We start from the raw sequence: 15,982 nt of genomic DNA on the forward strand, positions 1-15,982 counted from the left end.
CCGGTGACCCACGGATCCCTCGCCGACTACACCCTCCCGGCCCCCGGCGTCCGCGCCGACGACCCCTCCGGCGGAGGCGACGGCGCCCCCCGCCGCGTCGCCCTCCTCGGCTCGACCGGCTCGATCGGGACCCAGGGCCTGGACGTCATCGAGCAGGACCCCGAGCGGTTCCGGGCCGTCGCGCTCGCGGGCGGCTCCAACACCGCCCTCCTGGCCGAGCAGGCCGTGCGCCACGGCGTCGAGGCGGTGGGCTCCGCCACGGCGGGCGCGGAGGAGCTGCGCGCGGCGATCGCGGCGGCCGCCGCACGCCTCGGCCGCCCGGCTCCCGACGCCGAGCTCTTCACGGGCCCCGAGGCGGCCACCCGCATCGCGGCCTGGACCGGCGCGGACACCGTGCTCAACGGCATCACCGGCTCGATCGGCCTGCGCCCCACGCTCGCGGCCCTCGAGGCGGGCCACCGCCTCGCCCTGGCGAACAAGGAGTCGCTCATCGTGGGGGGCGCGCTCGTCAAGGCCGCCGCGGCGCCCGGCCAGCTCGTCCCCGTGGACTCCGAGCACTCCGCGCTGGCCCAGGCGCTCCGCGGCGGCACGGCGGACGAGGTCGCCCGCCTGGTCCTGACCGCCTCGGGCGGTCCGTTCCGGGGCTGCACCCGGGAGCAGCTGCGCGCGGTCACGCCCGCGCAGGCCCTCGCCCACCCCACGTGGGACATGGGCCGCGTGGTCACCACCAACTCCGCCTCGCTCGTGAACAAGGCCCTCGAGGTGATCGAGGCGCACCTGCTCTTCGACGTCGCCCTGGACCGCATCGACGTCGTGGTCCACCCGCAGTCCGTCGTGCACTCCATGGTGGAGTTCACGGACGGCTCCACCCTCGCCCAGGCCTCCCCGCCGGACATGCGCCTGCCGATCGCCCTCGGCCTCGGCTGGCCGCGCCGCGTGCCCGGCGCCGTGGGCGGATGCGACTGGACCCGCGCCGCGACCTGGACCTTCGAGCCCCTCGACGAGGAGGTGTTCCCCGCGGTGCGCCTCGCGAAGGAGGCCGCGGCCGCCTCGCCGACGCACATGGCCGTGTTCAACGCCGCCAACGAGGAGGCCGTCGACGCCTTCCATGAGGGGTGCCTCTCCTTCGACGGCATCCTGGAGACGGTCCGCGCCGTCCTCGGCGACTACGCCCCCGAGCGCGTCCTCGACGCCGCCGGCCACGGCCACGCGCCGGGAGACCTCAGCGTCGACGCCGTCCTGGCCGTCGAGGGCTGGGCCCGCGCCGCGGCCCGGGGCCGGTGGGCGCGGGCATGAGCGCCGCCTGGTTCGTGCTCGGCGTCCTCGCCGTCGCCCTGGGCCTGGCCCTCTCGATCGCGCTGCACGAAGTGGGCCACCTCGTGCCCGCCAAGCTCTTCGGCGTCCGCGTGACGCGCTACATGATCGGCTTCGGCCCCACGGTCGCCTCGTGGCGGCGCGGGGAGACCGAGTACGGGATCAAGGCGCTCCCGCTCGGCGGCTACGTCTCCATGGTGGGCATGCTCCCACCGCCGCGCGCGGGGCAGGCGCCCCGCGCGTCCTCCACGGGGCTCTTCCGCCAGTTGGGGCGCCTGGCCGACGACGCACGGGCCCAGGCCGCCGAGGAGCTGCGGCCCGGGGACGAGGGACGCACCTTCATCTCGCTGCCGGTCTGGAAGCGGATCGTCATCATGCTCGGCGGCCCGGCCATGAACCTGTTGATCGCGCTCGCCCTGACCGCCCTGCTCGTCACCACGGTGGGCACCGCGCAGCCCAGCACGACGGCAGCGGAGGTCTTCCGCTGCGTCGTCCCCGCGCAGGAGCAGCAGGCGCGCGCCGCCGCGGGCGACACCGAGGAGTGCCGGCCCGGTGACCCCGTGGCGCCGGCCCACGAGGCAGGCATGCTGCCCGGAGACACCGTCGTCGCCTTCGACGGCGTCCCCGTCGAGGACTGGGACGCGTTCGCCGCTGCCATCCGCGAGCGCGCCGGCCGGCCCACCGCGATCGCGTGGGAGCGGGACGGGCGGCGCATCGAGTCCACGATCACCCCGCGGCTGACGGAGCGGCCGGTGACGGACGCCGTCGGGCAGCCGGAGCGCGCCCCGGACGGCACCGCCCGCACCCAGCAGGTGGGCTTCATCGGCATGGGGGCGCAGACCGAGACCGTGACGGGGACGCCGCTGGACGCGGTGGGCCTGGTGGGCACGCAGATCCGCGGCGTCGCGGACGTGGTCCTCGTGCTGCCCCAGCGGCTGTGGGACACCGCCGTCGCGGTGCTCACCCCGGCCGAGCGCGATCCGAACGGCCCCATGTCCGTCGTCGGGGTCGGGCGGATCGCGGGGGAGGCGGCGGCGCTGGACGAGGTCTCGTTCGGGGACAAGGCCGCGATGGTGCTCTCGCTCGTGGCGGGGGTGAACGTCGCCCTGCTGGTGTTCAACCTGATCCCCCTGCTGCCGCTGGACGGCGGGCACGTGGCGGGCGCGCTCTACGAGGCGCTGCGCCGCGGCGGGGCCCGCCTGCGGGGGCGACCGGACCCCGGGCCGTTCGACCTCGCCGCGCTGATGCCCCTGACGTACGTGGTGGCCGGGGCCATGCTGGCCATGGGCCTGCTGCTGATCGTGGCGGACCTCGTGGAGCCCGTGCGGCTCTTCTGACGGGCGGACGGCCCGGAAGGTCACAGTCCGGGCACGAAGCCGCGGCGCCGCCCGGCCCGCCCGGCCCGCCCGGAGGGCGTCCCCTAGGATCGTTGCTGTGAATGCCTCTCGTGACGCCTCCCCGTTTCCGAGCGCCCTGACGCGCCGCGCCACCCTCCTCGGTCTCGGCTCCCTCGCCGCGGGCCTGGCCGGGTGCTCGGCACCCGCCTCCCAGGAGGCGGCCAGCTCGTCGGCGCCCCCCGCCTCGACCTCGGCCTCGGCCTCGGAGTCCGCCGCGGACTCGTCCTCGGCCACGCCCACCCCGTCCGGCGAGCTGCCCGGCGGCGGTCGGCAGATCTTCCCGGCCCGCCGGTTCGTCGCCCTGTACGGCACTCCCGGCACCGGTGCCCTCGGCGTCCTGGGCGAGCAGGACCTCCCCGCGTCCATCGAGCGCGTGCGGGCGCTCGCGAAGACCTACGAGCCGTTCTCGGAGGAGCCGATCCAGCCGGCGTTCGAGATGATCGCCACGGTGGCCTCGGCGGACGCCGGCCCCGACGGCGCGTACTCCCGGCCCGTCAAGCGCGACCGCCTCGAGGAGTGGGTGGACGGCGCCGGCGCGGCCGGCATCCACGTCATCCTGGACCTGCAGACCGGCTTCGAGGACTTCCCCACCCAGGCGAAGCGCATCGAGGACCTGCTCAAGCGGCCCCACGTCGGCCTCGCCCTGGACCCGGAGTGGCGGCTGCGTCCGGGACAGAAGCACATGCGGGACATCGGCCAGGTGACGGCCGCCGAGATCAACGAGACCAGCGCGTGGCTCTCGGACCTCGTGGCCTCCGAGGGGCTCCCCGAGAAGCTCTTCGTCCTGCACCAGTTCCGCTCGGCCATGATCGAGCAGCGGTCGGAGATCGTGGCCCGCGAGGGCCTGGCCTTCCTGCTCCACGCGGACGGGCACGGCACCCACCAGCTCAAGAAGGAGACGTACAGCATCCTCCGCAAGAACCTCCCGGACCATATCCGCATGGCCTGGAAGAACTTCTACGACGAGGACAAGCCGATGATGACCCCGGAGCAGACCATGGCCAACGACCCCAAGCCCTGGCTCGTCTCCTTCCAGTGATCCCCGGCCGTCCTCACCGCCCCCGCCGGGCCCCGGTGCCGCCGTGCACCGGGGCCTAGGATGGGACGGATGAAGCGACGGCCTCTCGCCGCCGACCCGAGAACCGTGAGGAGCGCTGCCGTGCCCGTCAGCCTTGGAATGCCGTCCGCCCCGCCGCCCGTGCTGGCCCCGCGCCGGCCGACCCGGCAGATCCGGGTGGGCTCCGTGGGGGTGGGCTCGAAGCACCAGGTCTCGGTGCAGTCCATGACCACCACCAAGACCCACGACATCGGCGCCACCCTGCAGCAGATCGCGGAGCTCACCGCTGCCGGCTGCGACATCGTGCGCGTGGCCTGCCCCACGGACAAGGACGCGGACGCGCTGAAGGTCATCGCGCGGCAGTCCACGATCCCCGTGATCGCGGACATCCACTTCCAGCCGAAGTACGTGTTCGCCGCGATCGAGGCCGGCTGCGGCGCCGTGCGCGTGAACCCGGGCAACATCCGCAAGTTCGACGACCAGGTCAAGGAGATCGCCCAGGCGGCCGCCGAGCACGGCACCTCCCTGCGCATCGGCGTCAACGCCGGCTCCCTCGACCCCCGCCTGATCCAGAAGCACGGCAAAGCCACGCCGGAGGCCCTCGTGGAGTCCGCCGTGTGGGAGGCGTCCCTCTTCGAGGAGCACGGATTCAAGGACTTCAAGATCTCCGTGAAGCACAACGACCCGGTGATCATGGCCCGCGCGTACGAGCTCCTCGCGGAGGAGGGCGACTGGCCCCTGCACCTCGGCGTGACCGAGGCCGGCCCCGCCTTCCAGGGCACCATCAAGTCGGCCACCGCGTTCGGCTACCTGCTGGGCAAGGGCATCGGCGACACCATCCGCGTGTCCCTCTCCGCCCCGCCCGTCGAGGAGATCAAGGTCGGCCTGCAGATCCTGCAGTCGCTCAACCTCCGCGAGCGCAGGCTCGAGATCGTCTCCTGCCCCTCGTGCGGCCGCGCCCAGGTGGACGTGTACACGCTCGCCGAGGAGGTCACCGAAGGCCTCAAGGACGTCACCGTCCCGCTGCGCGTGGCCGTCATGGGCTGCGTCGTCAACGGCCCGGGCGAGGCCCGGGAGGCCGACCTCGGCGTGGCCTCGGGCAACGGCAAGGGCCAGATCTTCGTCAAGGGCGAGGTCATTCGGACCGTGCCCGAGGACCAGATCGTGGACACCCTCATCGAGGAGGCCCGCCGGATCGCCGCGGAGATGGGCCACGAGGAGGGCTCCGGTGACCAGGCTGCCGCCGGTGCCCCCGTGGTCTCCGTCCACTGACGCCGCCGTCCGCCAGGCCTCGCAGGGGCGGGTCCGCCTTCTGACCGACGCCGACACCCCCGCACTCGCGGCCCTCGCGCGCCGCGACCCGGTGGCGAACGTCTTCGTCGAGTCCCTGCTCGAGGCCGGTCGCCGGGCGGGCCCGCGCGGGGGAGCGGGCGGCACCCTCTTCCTGGGCGTCCCCGAGGACCCCGACGCCGCAGCCCCCGCCGGCGCGCTGCGCGCCGCCGCGTGGGTCGGCTCGAACGTGGTGCCGGTGGTGCCGCCCGGCCGCGCCGAGTCGACGGCGACCGACGACGACGCGGCCGCCCTCGCCGCGGCCGTCGTCGCCCTGCGGCGCCGCCTCGGATCCGTGTACGGCCCGGCCGCCGCGGTGCTGACGATCGGCCGCGCCCTGCGGACCGCCGGCCACCGGCCGCGCTCCGTGCGCGAGGAGCAGCCCCTCCTCGTGGCGGGGGAGCGGCCCGCCGTCGCGCCGCTCCCGGACGTGGTCCCGGCAGGGCCGCGGGACTATGACCGGGTGCTGCCGGCCAGCGCGGCCATGTTCGAGGAGGAGCTCGGCTTCTCCCCGTTCCTCGGCGGCGCGCAGCAGTACCGCGAGCGCGTGCGGGGGCTCATCGCGTCCGGCCGCGTGTTCATCGTCCCCGGAGACGCCCCGACGCCGGGCGTCCCGGCACCGGACGCCCCGACGCCGGGCGTCGGCGCCCGCCCCCCGCTGCGCTTCAAGGCGGACGTGGGCGTGCTCTCCTCCCGGTGCGCCCAGATCCAGGGGGTCTGGATGCACCCGGAGCACCGCGGGCGCGGGCTCGCGGCCGGGGCGATGGCCGCCGTCGTGGGGCTGGCACGGCGTCACGCGCCCGTGGTCAGCCTCTACGTGAACGCGTACAACACCGCCGCGCTGCGCACGTACGCGCGCGTCGGGTTCGAGCGCGTGGGCACGTTCGCCACGGTGCTCTACTGACGGGGGTGCGCGGGTCTGGTTCCGCGTCCGATCCGCCCCTGGGGTGCACCGCCGGGTCGGCCGCGGATCCCTCGGCGGCGGACCTCCTGTGCCCGGGCACCGAGGACGCAGCCGGACATGGCCGGGCCGGCCGCTAGGATCGACGTCGACGACGCCCCCGACGCACCGGCCGGCGTCCACCGACCCGTGCTCGCGCGCTGCCCCTGAAGGAGTCCTCCCATGCCTCTGCGCATGTCCACCCTGTTCCTGCGGACCCTGCGCGATGCCCCGGCCGACGCCGAGGTGGCGAGCCACCAGCTGCTCGTGCGGGCCGGAATGATCCGCCGCGCCGCCCCCGGCATCTACACGTGGCTGCCCCTGGGCCTGCGCGTGCTGCGCCGCGTGGAGGCGGTCGTGCGCGAGGAGATGGACGCCATCGGCGCCCAGGAGGTGCACTTCCCCGCGCTGCTGCCGCGCGAGCCCTACGAGGCCTCCGGCCGGTGGGAGGAGTACGGGGACGGCCTGTTCCGCCTCCAGGACCGCAAGGGTGCCGACTACCTGCTGGCCCCCACGCACGAGGAGATGTTCACCCTCCTCGTCAAGGACCTCTACTCGTCCTACAAGGACCTGCCGGCGTACCTGTACCAGATCCAGACGAAGTACCGGGACGAGGCCCGCCCGCGCGCCGGCCTGCTGCGCGGCCGCGAGTTCGTCATGAAGGACTCCTACTCCTTCACGGTGGACGACGCCGGCCTCGACGACGCCTACGAGGCCCACCGCGCCGCGTACCTGCGCATCTTCGAGCGGCTCGGCCTCGAGGTCGTGCCGGTGAAGGCCACCTCCGGCGCCATGGGCGGCTCCCGCTCCGAGGAGTTCCTGCACCCCACCGAGGTCGGCGAGGACACCTTCGTGGAGTCCGACGGCGGCTACCGCGCCAACGTCGAGGCCGTCACCACCGTGGCCCCCGAGCCCCTCGACGAGGCCGCGATGGCCACGCTGCCGGCGGCCGAGGTCAAGGAGACCCCGGACTCCACGACCATCGCGGCGCTCGTGGACGTCGCCAACGACCTGGCCCCGCGGGCCGACCGCCCGTGGGAGGCCGCGGACACCCTCAAGTGCGTCGTGCTCACCGCCGTGGTCGACGGCGGCGAGCGCCGCCAGTTCGTCGTCGCCGTCCCCGGCGACCGAGAGGTCGACGTCAAGCGGCTCGAGGCGTCCGTCGGCCCGGCCCTCGGGGTCGTCGGGGAGCCCACGGTCGAGGCCGCCACGGCTGAGGACCTCAAGCGCCACCCCTCCCTCGTCAAGGGCTACATCGGCCCGGCCGGGGCCGGCGAGATCGAGGGCACCCCCGTGCTCGGCGCCGAGGGCTCGGTGTCCGGCCTGCCCCTGTTCGTGGACCCGCGCGTCGCCCCCGGGACCGCCTGGGTGACCGGCGCCAACGCGGACCAGCGCCACGCCTTCGGCGTCGTCGCCGGCCGCGACTTCCGATGGGACGCGGTCCTCGAGGCCACCGTCGTGCGCGAGGGCGACGCCGCCCCGGACGGCTCCGGCCCGCTCCACTCCCGCCGCGGCATGGAGATGGGGCACATCTTCCAGCTGGGTCGCAAGTACGCCGAGGCCCTCGACCTGAAGGTCCTCGACGTCAACGGCAAGCAGGTCGTGGTGACCATGGGCTCCTACGGCATCGGCGTGACCCGCGCCGTCGCCGCGATCGCCGAGCGCTACCGCGACGACAAGGGCCTCGCGTGGCCGCGCGCGGTCGCCCCGGCCGACGTGCACGTGGTCGTGGCGACCAAGGGGGAGGACGGCGTCGCCGCCGCCCTGGACCTGGCCGAGGGCCTCGAGGCCCACGGTCTCACCGTGATCGTGGACGACCGCGCCAAGGTGAGCCCCGGCGTGAAGTTCAAGGACGCCGAGCTGATCGGCGTGCCGACCGCCGTGGTGATCGGCCGCGGCCTGGCCGACGGCGAGCTCGAGCTCAAGGACCGTGCCACGGGGGAGGCCCGCACCGTGCCGGTGGCCGACGCGGTCGCCGAGGTCGTGGCCGAGGTGCGTCACGGGCGCTGAGATGTTCGGCGCCGTCGAGTTGACGACGGGCCTGGTGCTGCTGCTCCTGGCCGCGGGCTTCGCCGCCGGCTGGGTGGACGCCGTCGTCGGCGGGGGCGGGCTGCTGCAGCTGCCCGTCATGCTGCTGGTGCCGGGCCTCACGCCCGTGCAGGCCCTGGCCACCAACAAGCTGGGCTCCGTGTTCGGCACCGCGACGTCGGCGATCACCTACCGGCGCCGGCTCGGCTCGGACCTGCGCACGGCGCTGCCCATGGCCGCGCTGGCCTTCGCGACCTCCCTCAGCGGGGCGGTCGTGGCCACGCTGCTCCCCACGGGGGTGATCCGGCCCGTGATCCTCGCGGCGCTCGTGACGGTGTGGATCGTCACCGCGACCCGACCGCAGCTGGGCCGGGTCGCCGCCCTCAAGCACACGGGGGCGGCCCACCTGACGCGGGCCCTGGCCCTCGGCGGGGCGGTCGGCTTCTACGACGGGATGATCGGGCCCGGCACGGGGACCTTCCTCATCCTGGGACTGGTGGCGCTGCTCGGACACGACTTCCTGCAGGCCTCGGCCCAGGCCAAGGTGGTCAACCTGGCCACCAACCTCGGCGCCCTGGCGTTCTTCCTGCCCGCGGGCCACGCGGTGCTCGGCCTGGGCCTCCTCCTCGGCGCGGCCAACCTCGCGGGCGGCTACGTGGGCGCGCGCATGGCGATCGCGCGGGGGACTGGGTTCATCCGGGTGGTCTTCCTCGCGGTCGTCTCCGCGCTGATCGTGAAGGTGGGCGCGGACACCCTGGCCCCGCTCGTGGGGTGAGGCGCCGGCCGCGGCGGTACGCTGGCCCTGCCCGCCCCCGACCCCTCAGGAGCCCCGCATGGACCCGCAGGAGACCACCGACCGTCCCGAGAGCGCCGCGCTGACGGCGATGGTCGAGGACGCCGTGGCCGACGCCGGCGTCGTGGTGGAGGAGGTGCGCGTGGCCGGCGCCGCCGCCACCCCGACCGTGGAGGTCGTCCTGGACCGCGCCGCCGGACCCGAGGGCCTGAGCCTGGACGAGGTGGCCGCCCTGAGCGCCCGCGTCTCCGCCGCGCTGGACGCCGCCGGGGACGAGGTCCCGGGTGTGGGCGCCGGCGAGTACATGCTCGAGGTCACCACGGCCGGCGTCGATCGCCCGCTCACGCAGCCGCGCCACTTCGAGCGCAACGTGGGCCGCCTCGTGAGCGTGTCCGTGGACGGGGCCGAGCCGATCACCGCGCGCCTCACAGACGTCGGGGAGCACGACGTCGAGCTCGTCGTGGTCCGCCCCGGCGCCAAGAAGGGCATGCCCGCCAAGGAGCTGCCGGCCGAGCGGGTGGGGATGGACCGACTGGGGCCGGCCGTGGTGCAGGTAGAGTGGGGCACCGCCCGCGAGCCCGGCGAGTCCCCGGACCGGGCCGAGCACACGGCAGAGCACACGGAGGCATAAGTGGATATCGACATGAGCGCGCTGCGCATGCTGGTGGCCGAGCGGGACATCCCGCTGGACCGGCTCGTCCCCACCATCGAGCAGGCCCTGCTCATGGCGTACCAGCGGACCCCGGGCGCCCTGAAGCGCGCCCGCGCGGAGCTGGACCGCGCGAGCGGCCACGTGACCATCTGGGCCACGGAGCTGGACGAGGAGGGCGCGGCCGTCGGCGAGTTCGACGACACCCCCAACGGCTTCGGCCGGGTCGCGGCGTCCACCGCACGCCAGGTCATCCTGCAGCGCCTGCGCGAGGCGGACGACGACAAGGTGCTGGGCGACTTCAAGGAGAAGGAGGGAGAGCTCGTCTCCGGCGTCGTCCAGCAGGGCAACAACCGCCAGATGATCCAGGTGAACCTGGGCACCCTCGAGGCCGTGCTCCCGCCGCCCGAGCAGGTGCCGGGGGAGCAGTACCCCCATGGCCGCCGCCTGCGCACCTACGTGGTCTCCGCGAACCGCGGCAGCAAGGGCCCGTCCGTGACCGTCTCCCGCTCGCACCCGAACCTCGTGCGGCGCCTCTTCGAGCTCGAGGTCCCCGAGATCGCCGACGGCTCGGTGGAGATCACGGCCCTGGCCCGCGAGGCCGGCCACCGCACCAAGATGGCGGTCAAGGCCACCCGGGCGGGCATCAACGCCAAGGGCGCCGCGATCGGGGAGATGGGCTCGCGCGTGCGCGCCGTCATGACCGAGCTCGGCGACGAGAAGATCGACATCGTGGAGCACTCGGACGACCCGGCCGCGATGATCGCCCACGCCCTCTCCCCGGCCCAGACGGTCTCCGTGGAGATCGTGGACGCCGACCAGCACTCCGCGCGCGTGGTGGTGCCGCAGCACCAGCTCTCCCTCGCGATCGGCAAGGAGGGCCAGAACGCCCGCCTCGCCGCGAAGCTCACCGGCTGGCGCATCGACATCGTCGGCGACGGCGCCGCGGCGCAGGCGCCCGGGCACTGATGCCCGGGCCCGAGAGGAGATCCCGGCCGGGACGCGCTAGGATGGATGAGGTCCATTCTCGTTCCGACACCGTGTGAGGAGACCGCATGACGTCCCAGACGGTCGTGCGGACCTGCATCGGATGCCGGGCGAGGGCGGACCAGGAAGAGCTGGTGCGCGTGGCACTGGACCCCGCGACGGAACCCCCCACCGTCGTCTGGGACCGGAGTCGTCGACGTCCCGGACGCGGTGCCTGGGTGCACCCCGGGCCGGACTGCCTCCTCCTCGCCGTGCGCCGTCGGGCGTTCCACCGGGCCTTCAGGGCCGCCGTGGACGCCGACGGGCTCACACGCGAGGCGGGCGGTCCCGGCGAGGGATCCCCGAGCGCCGCGCGGACGCGGAACGCCGCACCGGCTGCAGACACGACAGATGAAGGCGGGTCAGAGATCTGATGCGTACCCGATGAGCACTGAAGCATGAGTGCCCAACGATGAACTTCACCCCCTGCTATCAGGCAGGCCGCGGCGCGCGCACCCTCGAGGTGTCCCGTGCGGCCTGGACAAACGTCAACGGTCTCGCGCCGCGCTGAATCGGAAGCCCCCCGGCTCCCCTGAAGGCCCGTGAGGCCAGAACAGGAGAACCGTGGCAAAGGTCCGCGTCCATGAGCTCGCCAAAGAGCTCGGCATCACCTCCAAGGAGGCCTTGAGCACCCTCAAGGATCTCGGCGAGTTCGTCAGCTCCGCCTCCTCCACCATCGAGCCCCCGGTGGTCAAGAAGCTGCGCGGCGCCTACCCCGGCGCCGGCAAGGCCGGCGGCACGGGCGCCGCGAAGGCCGCCGCCCCTTCCGCCCCCGCGGCGGGTGCCCCGAGCACGTCCGCCCAGGGCGCGCCCACCCCGTCGCCGCGCGGCCCGAAGCCGGGCTCGGCCGCACCCAAGCCCGGGTCTGCGGCTCCCAAGCCGGGTCAGGCTGCCGCCCCCGCTGCGCCGGCGGCGCCCGAGCCGACGCCGGCCGCCGCGCCGCAGGCGCCCGCCCGCGCCGAGACCCCGGCTCCCGCCCCGACGCAGGCTCCCGCGCCGACGCCCGAGCAGGCTCCGACGCCGGCTCCGGCCGCCCCGCAGGAGTCCCGACAGGGCACGCCGCAGGCCCCCGCCGCGTCGACGCCCTCCGCGCCGACGTCGGCGGCCTCGACGCCCACCCCGGGCGCGGCCGCTCCCAAGCCGGGCGGTGCCAAGCCGGGCGCCCCGCGCCCCGGCAACAACCCGTTCACCTCGAAGGCCGCCCCCGGCGGCGGCGCCCCGCGTCCGGGCGCCCGTCCCGGCGGTGCCGGTGCGCGCGGCGGTGCGCCGCGCCCGGGCAACAACCCGTTCGCGCCCTCGCAGGGCATGCGCGCCGGCCGTGAGGACCGCGCGCCGCGTCCGGGCGGCCCCCGTCCGGCGGCGGGCGCGGCCGGTCCCCGTCCCGGCGGTCCGCGTCCCGCGGCCGGCGCCGCGGGCCCTCGCCCCGGTGCGGGCGGCGCCCGTCCGAACCCGGGCATGATGCCCAAGCAGATCACCCCTGCCCCCGCTCCGGGCCGCGGCGGCGGCCGTGGCCGTCCGGGCGCGGGCGCGCCCGGCGGCGGTCCGGCCCGTCCGGGTGGTCCCGGCGGCCGCGGCGGCCGTGGCAACGCTCAGGGTGCGTTCGGCCGCGGCGGCGGAGCGCGCAAGGGGCGCAAGTCCAAGCGCGCGAAGCGTCAGGAGTTCGAACAGCAGCACACCCGCGAGATCGGCGGCGTCAAGGTCCCCAAGGGCGACGGCACCACGATCCTGCGCCTGCGCCGCGGCGCCTCGCTCGCGGACTTCGCCGACAAGATCCGCGCGGACACCGCGGACCTCGTGAAGGTGCTCTTCACCCTGGGCGAGATGGCCTCGGCCAACCAGTCCCTGGACGAGGAGACCTTCCAGCTGCTCGGCGAGGAGCTGGGCTACCGCGTCCACATCGTCTCCCCGGAGGACGAGGACAAGGAGCTGCTCGAGGCGTTCGACATCGACCTCGACGCCGAGGAGGCCAACGAGGACGACGCCGACCTGGCGCCCCGCCCCGCGGTCGTCACCGTCATGGGCCACGTGGACCACGGCAAGACCCGCCTCCTGGACTCGATCCGCTCGGCGAACGTCACCGAGGGCGAGGCCGGCGGCATCACCCAGCACATCGGCGCGTACCAGGTGCCGGTGGAGCACGAGGGCGACGAGCGACGCCTGACCTTCATCGACACCCCCGGTCACGAGGCCTTCACGGCCATGCGTGCCCGCGGTGCGAAGGTCACCGACATCGCCGTGCTCGTAGTCGCCGCCGACGACGGCGTCATGCCGCAGACCGTCGAGGCGCTCAACCACGCCCAGGCGGCCGACGTGCCGATCGTGGTCGCGGTCAACAAGATCGACAAGGAGGGCGCGTCGCCGGAGAAGATCCGCGGCCAGCTCACCGAGTACGGCCTGGTGCCCGAGGAGTACGGCGGCGACACCATGTTCGTCGACGTCTCCGCGCGCAACAACGAGAACATCGACAAGCTGCTCGAGGCGGTCCTGCTCACCGCGGACGCCGCCCTCGAGCTCACGGCGAATCCCACCAAGGACGCGCGCGGCGTGGCCATCGAGGCGAACCTCGACAGGGGCCGCGGCGCCGTCGTCACCGTGCTGGTGCAGACCGGCACGCTGCGGGTCGGCGACACCGTGGTGGTGGGCTCCGCCCACGGCCGCGTCCGCGCGATGTTCGACGAGAACGGCGACACCGTCTCGGAGGCGACCCCGTCGCGTCCGGTCCAGGTCCTGGGCCTGTCGTCCGTGCCCCGTGCCGGCGACACCTTCCTGGTCACCGAGGACGAGCGCACCGCTCGTCAGATCGCGGAGAAGCGCGAGGCCGCCGAGCGCAACGCCCAGCTGGCCAAGCGCCGCAAGCGCATCACGCTCGAGGACTTCGACCAGGCCGTGGCCGAGGGCAAGATCGACACCCTCAACCTCATCATCAAGGGCGACGCCGCCGGTCCGGTGGAGGCGCTCGAGGACTCGCTCCTCAAGGTCGAGGTGGGCGACGACGTGCAGCTGCGCGTCATCCACCGCGGCGTGGGCGCGATCACGCAGAACGACGTGAACCTGGCGACGGTGGACAACGCCATCATCATCGGCTTCAACGTCCGTCCTGCCGAGCGGGTGGCCGACCTGGCCGACCGCGAGGGCGTGGACATGCGGTTCTACTCCGTCATCTACGACGCGATCGACGACATCGAGAACGCCCTCAAGGGCATGCTCAAGCCGGAGTACGAGGAGGTGCAGCTCGGCACCGCCGAGGTGCGCGAGGTCTTCCGCTCCTCCAAGTGGGGCAGCATCGCGGGCACGCTCGTGCGCTCGGGCCTCATCCGCCGCAACGCCTCGGCGCGCCTCGTGCGCGACGGCATGGTGGTGGCGGACAACCTCAAGATCGAGTCGCTGCGCCGCTTCAAGGACGACGCCACCGAGGTCCGCGAGGGCTACGAGTGCGGCATCGGCCTGGGCAGCTTCAACGACATCAAGGAGGACGACGTGATCGAGACCTTCGAGATGCAGGAGAAGCCCCGCGCGTGATCGAGGGGGCGTCGGGGCCCGTGAGGGACCCCGGCGCCCCACCGTGCCGGCCGCGACCGCGGCCGGCTGACCCGGAAGGAAGTGCAGCCATGGCCGATCCGGCCCGTGCTGGCCGACTGGCCCAGCGCATCAAGGTCCTCGTGGCGGAGGCGCTGCGCCGCGCCGTGAAGGACGACCGCGTCGAGCCCGTCACCGTGACGGAGGTTCGCGTGACCAACGACCTCCAGCACGCCACCGTCTACTACACCGTGCTCGGCGACGACGCGGCCGTCGACGCCGCCCACGCGGCCATCCAGGAGAACCGCGGCGTGCTGCGCCGCGAGGTGGGACGTGGCCTCACCATCCGCCTGGTGCCGACGCTCGAGTTCGTCGCGGACACCGTCCCGGAGGCGGCCGCGCACCTGGAGGACGTCCTCCGCGCCGCCAAGGAGCGGGACGCCGAGCTGGCGAAGGCCCGCGAGGGCGCGCAGTACGCCGGCGACGCGGACCCGTACCGCACCGCCGAGGACGACGCCGACGACGACGAGCAGCGGGCCTGAGGCGACGCCGACGTGAACGCGCGCACCGCCGCAGGACACACCCCTGCGGGACAGACCCCCGACGCCCCGGGAACGGCGGCGTCGGGGGTCGTCCTCGTGGACAAGCCGCAGGGCTGGACCTCGCACGACGTCGTCGGGCGGGTCCGTCGGCTCGCCGGCACCCGCAAGGTGGGCCACGCCGGCACGCTCGACCCCATGGCGACGGGCCTGCTGGTGGTGGGCCTGAACAAGGCCACCCGGCTGCTCACCGCCATCACGGGCACGGACAAGACGTACACGGCGACCATCCGCCTCGGGCAGTCGACCGTCACGGACGACGCCGAGGGCGAGGTCGTGGCCACCCGCCTGGCGAACGCCGTCACCCCCGACCGCGTGGCGGAGCACGTCGCCGCCCTCACGGGCCGCATCCAGCAGGTCCCGTCGTCGGTCTCGGCGATCAAGGTGGCCGGGAAGCGCTCCTACGACCGCGTGCGCGCGGGCGAGGACGTGGAGCTGGCCTCCCGCGAGGTCACCGTGCACTCCTTCGAGGTCACGGACCAACGCCGGCTCGACGGCGGCCGGCTCGTGGACCTGGACGTCACCGTGCGCTGCTCCTCGGGCACCTACATCCGCGCGTTGGCGCGCGACCTGGGGGAGGCCCTCGCCACGGGCGGCCACCTCACGGCGCTGCGCCGCACGCACGTGGGCCCGTTCCACGTGGCCGACGCCGTGACCCTCGACCAGCTCGCCGAGCGGTTCTCCATGACGGAGCTCTCCGCGGCCGCCGCCGTCCTCTTCCCGGTGCGCGAGCTCACGGAGCACGAGGCGCGGGAGCTCTCCTTCGGGCGGGCGATCGACCCCTCGGGCGAGCTCTCCGGCACGCCCGGCGCGCCGACTCCGCCCTCCTCCGGCGGCGAGGCCGCCCTCGTGGCCGGACGGGCCCCCGCCGGCGCCGTCGTCGCGCTTCTGCAGGACGGCCGCCGCGCGGGCCGTGACGTGGCCCGGCCCCACCTGGTCTTCGAACCGGCGGGAGGCGACGCGTGATCCTCGACGGATGGTTCTGGGCGGGCACCGTGATCGGCGTCCTGTCCTTCCTGACCTGCGTGGTGATGACGGCCGTGCGACGCCACCCCGCCGACTCCTCGATCCTCTCCGTGGCCGCGGTCGAGCTCTTCCTGCTCGTGTACGCGGGGGCCGCGGCGTTCCGCCAGCTCGGCGGGCAACCGCTGAACGGGCCCGGCTGGGAGTTCTGGGGCTACGTGCTCACGGCGCTCATCGTGCCGGTGGTCGCGGTGGGCTGGGCGGCCTCGGACAAGACGCGCTGGTCCAACCTCGTGCTGGCCGTCGTCGGGCCGACCATCGTGGTCATGCTGCACCGCATGCAAGTCATCTGGTTCGGACAGTGGTGAGAG

Annotated in this window: 14 protein-coding genes; all 14 read left to right on the forward strand. The window is 74.4% G+C overall.

What is annotated here, in order from left to right; translation table 11 throughout:
• Positions 1-3: 3 nt before the first annotated feature.
• The 14 genes from dxr to AAG742_RS03810 all read left to right on the forward strand — a co-directional run bounded on the left by dxr (position 4) and on the right by AAG742_RS03810 (position 15,979).
• Entirely contained in the window at positions 4-1,296 is a 1,293-nt protein-coding gene (gene dxr / locus AAG742_RS03745; RefSeq protein WP_298714676.1) for a 1-deoxy-D-xylulose-5-phosphate reductoisomerase, read from the forward strand.
• Complete coding sequence (locus tag AAG742_RS03750; protein WP_298714679.1) at positions 1,293-2,651, forward strand: site-2 protease family protein; 1,359 nt, start codon at positions 1,293-1,295, stop codon at positions 2,649-2,651. The genes dxr and AAG742_RS03750 overlap by 4 nt, the downstream gene beginning before the upstream one ends.
• Positions 2,652-2,748: 97 nt before the next feature.
• Positions 2,749-3,750: a hypothetical protein gene (locus AAG742_RS03755; RefSeq protein ID WP_298714682.1), complete on the forward strand. Its 1,002-nt coding sequence runs from the start codon at positions 2,749-2,751 to the stop codon at positions 3,748-3,750.
• A 138-nt stretch (positions 3,751-3,888) separates the two neighbouring features.
• The gene (gene ispG, locus AAG742_RS03760; RefSeq protein WP_248115326.1) at positions 3,889-5,040 is read left to right on the forward strand and encodes a flavodoxin-dependent (E)-4-hydroxy-3-methylbut-2-enyl-diphosphate synthase; all 1,152 of its coding nucleotides are present in this window, start codon (positions 3,889-3,891) and stop codon (positions 5,038-5,040) included.
• The gene (locus AAG742_RS03765) at positions 4,997-6,001 is read left to right on the forward strand and encodes a GNAT family N-acetyltransferase (RefSeq protein WP_343282336.1); all 1,005 of its coding nucleotides are present in this window, start codon (positions 4,997-4,999) and stop codon (positions 5,999-6,001) included. The genes ispG and AAG742_RS03765 overlap by 44 nt, the downstream gene beginning before the upstream one ends.
• A gap of 219 nt (positions 6,002-6,220) precedes the next feature.
• Positions 6,221-8,047: a proline--tRNA ligase gene (locus tag AAG742_RS03770; RefSeq protein ID WP_298714689.1), complete on the forward strand. Its 1,827-nt coding sequence runs from the start codon at positions 6,221-6,223 to the stop codon at positions 8,045-8,047.
• Between the two features lies 1 nt (position 8,048).
• Positions 8,049-8,840: a TSUP family transporter gene (locus AAG742_RS03775; protein ID WP_298714692.1), complete on the forward strand. Its 792-nt coding sequence runs from the start codon at positions 8,049-8,051 to the stop codon at positions 8,838-8,840.
• Between the two features lie 58 nt (positions 8,841-8,898).
• Positions 8,899-9,489, forward strand: a complete 591-nt coding sequence (locus AAG742_RS03780; protein ID WP_298714695.1) for a ribosome assembly cofactor RimP — start codon at positions 8,899-8,901, stop codon at positions 9,487-9,489.
• Positions 9,490-10,476 (forward strand): transcription termination factor NusA, encoded by a 987-nt coding sequence (gene nusA / locus AAG742_RS03785; protein ID WP_298714698.1) that lies wholly within the window; start codon positions 9,490-9,492, stop codon positions 10,474-10,476.
• Positions 10,477-10,562: 86 nt separating this feature from the next.
• Positions 10,563-10,907 (forward strand): YlxR family protein, encoded by a 345-nt coding sequence (locus AAG742_RS03790; RefSeq protein WP_248115265.1) that lies wholly within the window; start codon positions 10,563-10,565, stop codon positions 10,905-10,907.
• Positions 10,908-11,097: 190 nt separating this feature from the next.
• Positions 11,098-14,052, forward strand: coding sequence for a translation initiation factor IF-2 (infB, locus tag AAG742_RS03795; RefSeq protein WP_343282337.1), 2,955 nt, complete (start codon positions 11,098-11,100; stop codon positions 14,050-14,052).
• Between the two features lie 89 nt (positions 14,053-14,141).
• On the forward strand, positions 14,142-14,591 hold the full coding sequence (rbfA, locus tag AAG742_RS03800) for a 30S ribosome-binding factor RbfA (protein WP_248115263.1): 450 nt from the start codon (positions 14,142-14,144) through the stop codon (positions 14,589-14,591).
• Between the two features lie 96 nt (positions 14,592-14,687).
• On the forward strand, positions 14,688-15,614 hold the full coding sequence (gene truB / locus AAG742_RS03805) for a tRNA pseudouridine(55) synthase TruB (RefSeq protein WP_343282419.1): 927 nt from the start codon (positions 14,688-14,690) through the stop codon (positions 15,612-15,614).
• Positions 15,611-15,979, forward strand: coding sequence for a hypothetical protein (locus AAG742_RS03810; protein ID WP_248115262.1), 369 nt, complete (start codon positions 15,611-15,613; stop codon positions 15,977-15,979). Before truB ends, AAG742_RS03810 begins: the two co-directional genes overlap by 4 nt.
• Positions 15,980-15,982 lie beyond the last annotated feature (3 nt).

It is taken from the genome of Micrococcus sp. 2A (genome assembly GCF_039519235.1).
Classification (GTDB): domain Bacteria; phylum Actinomycetota; class Actinomycetes; order Actinomycetales; family Micrococcaceae; genus Micrococcus.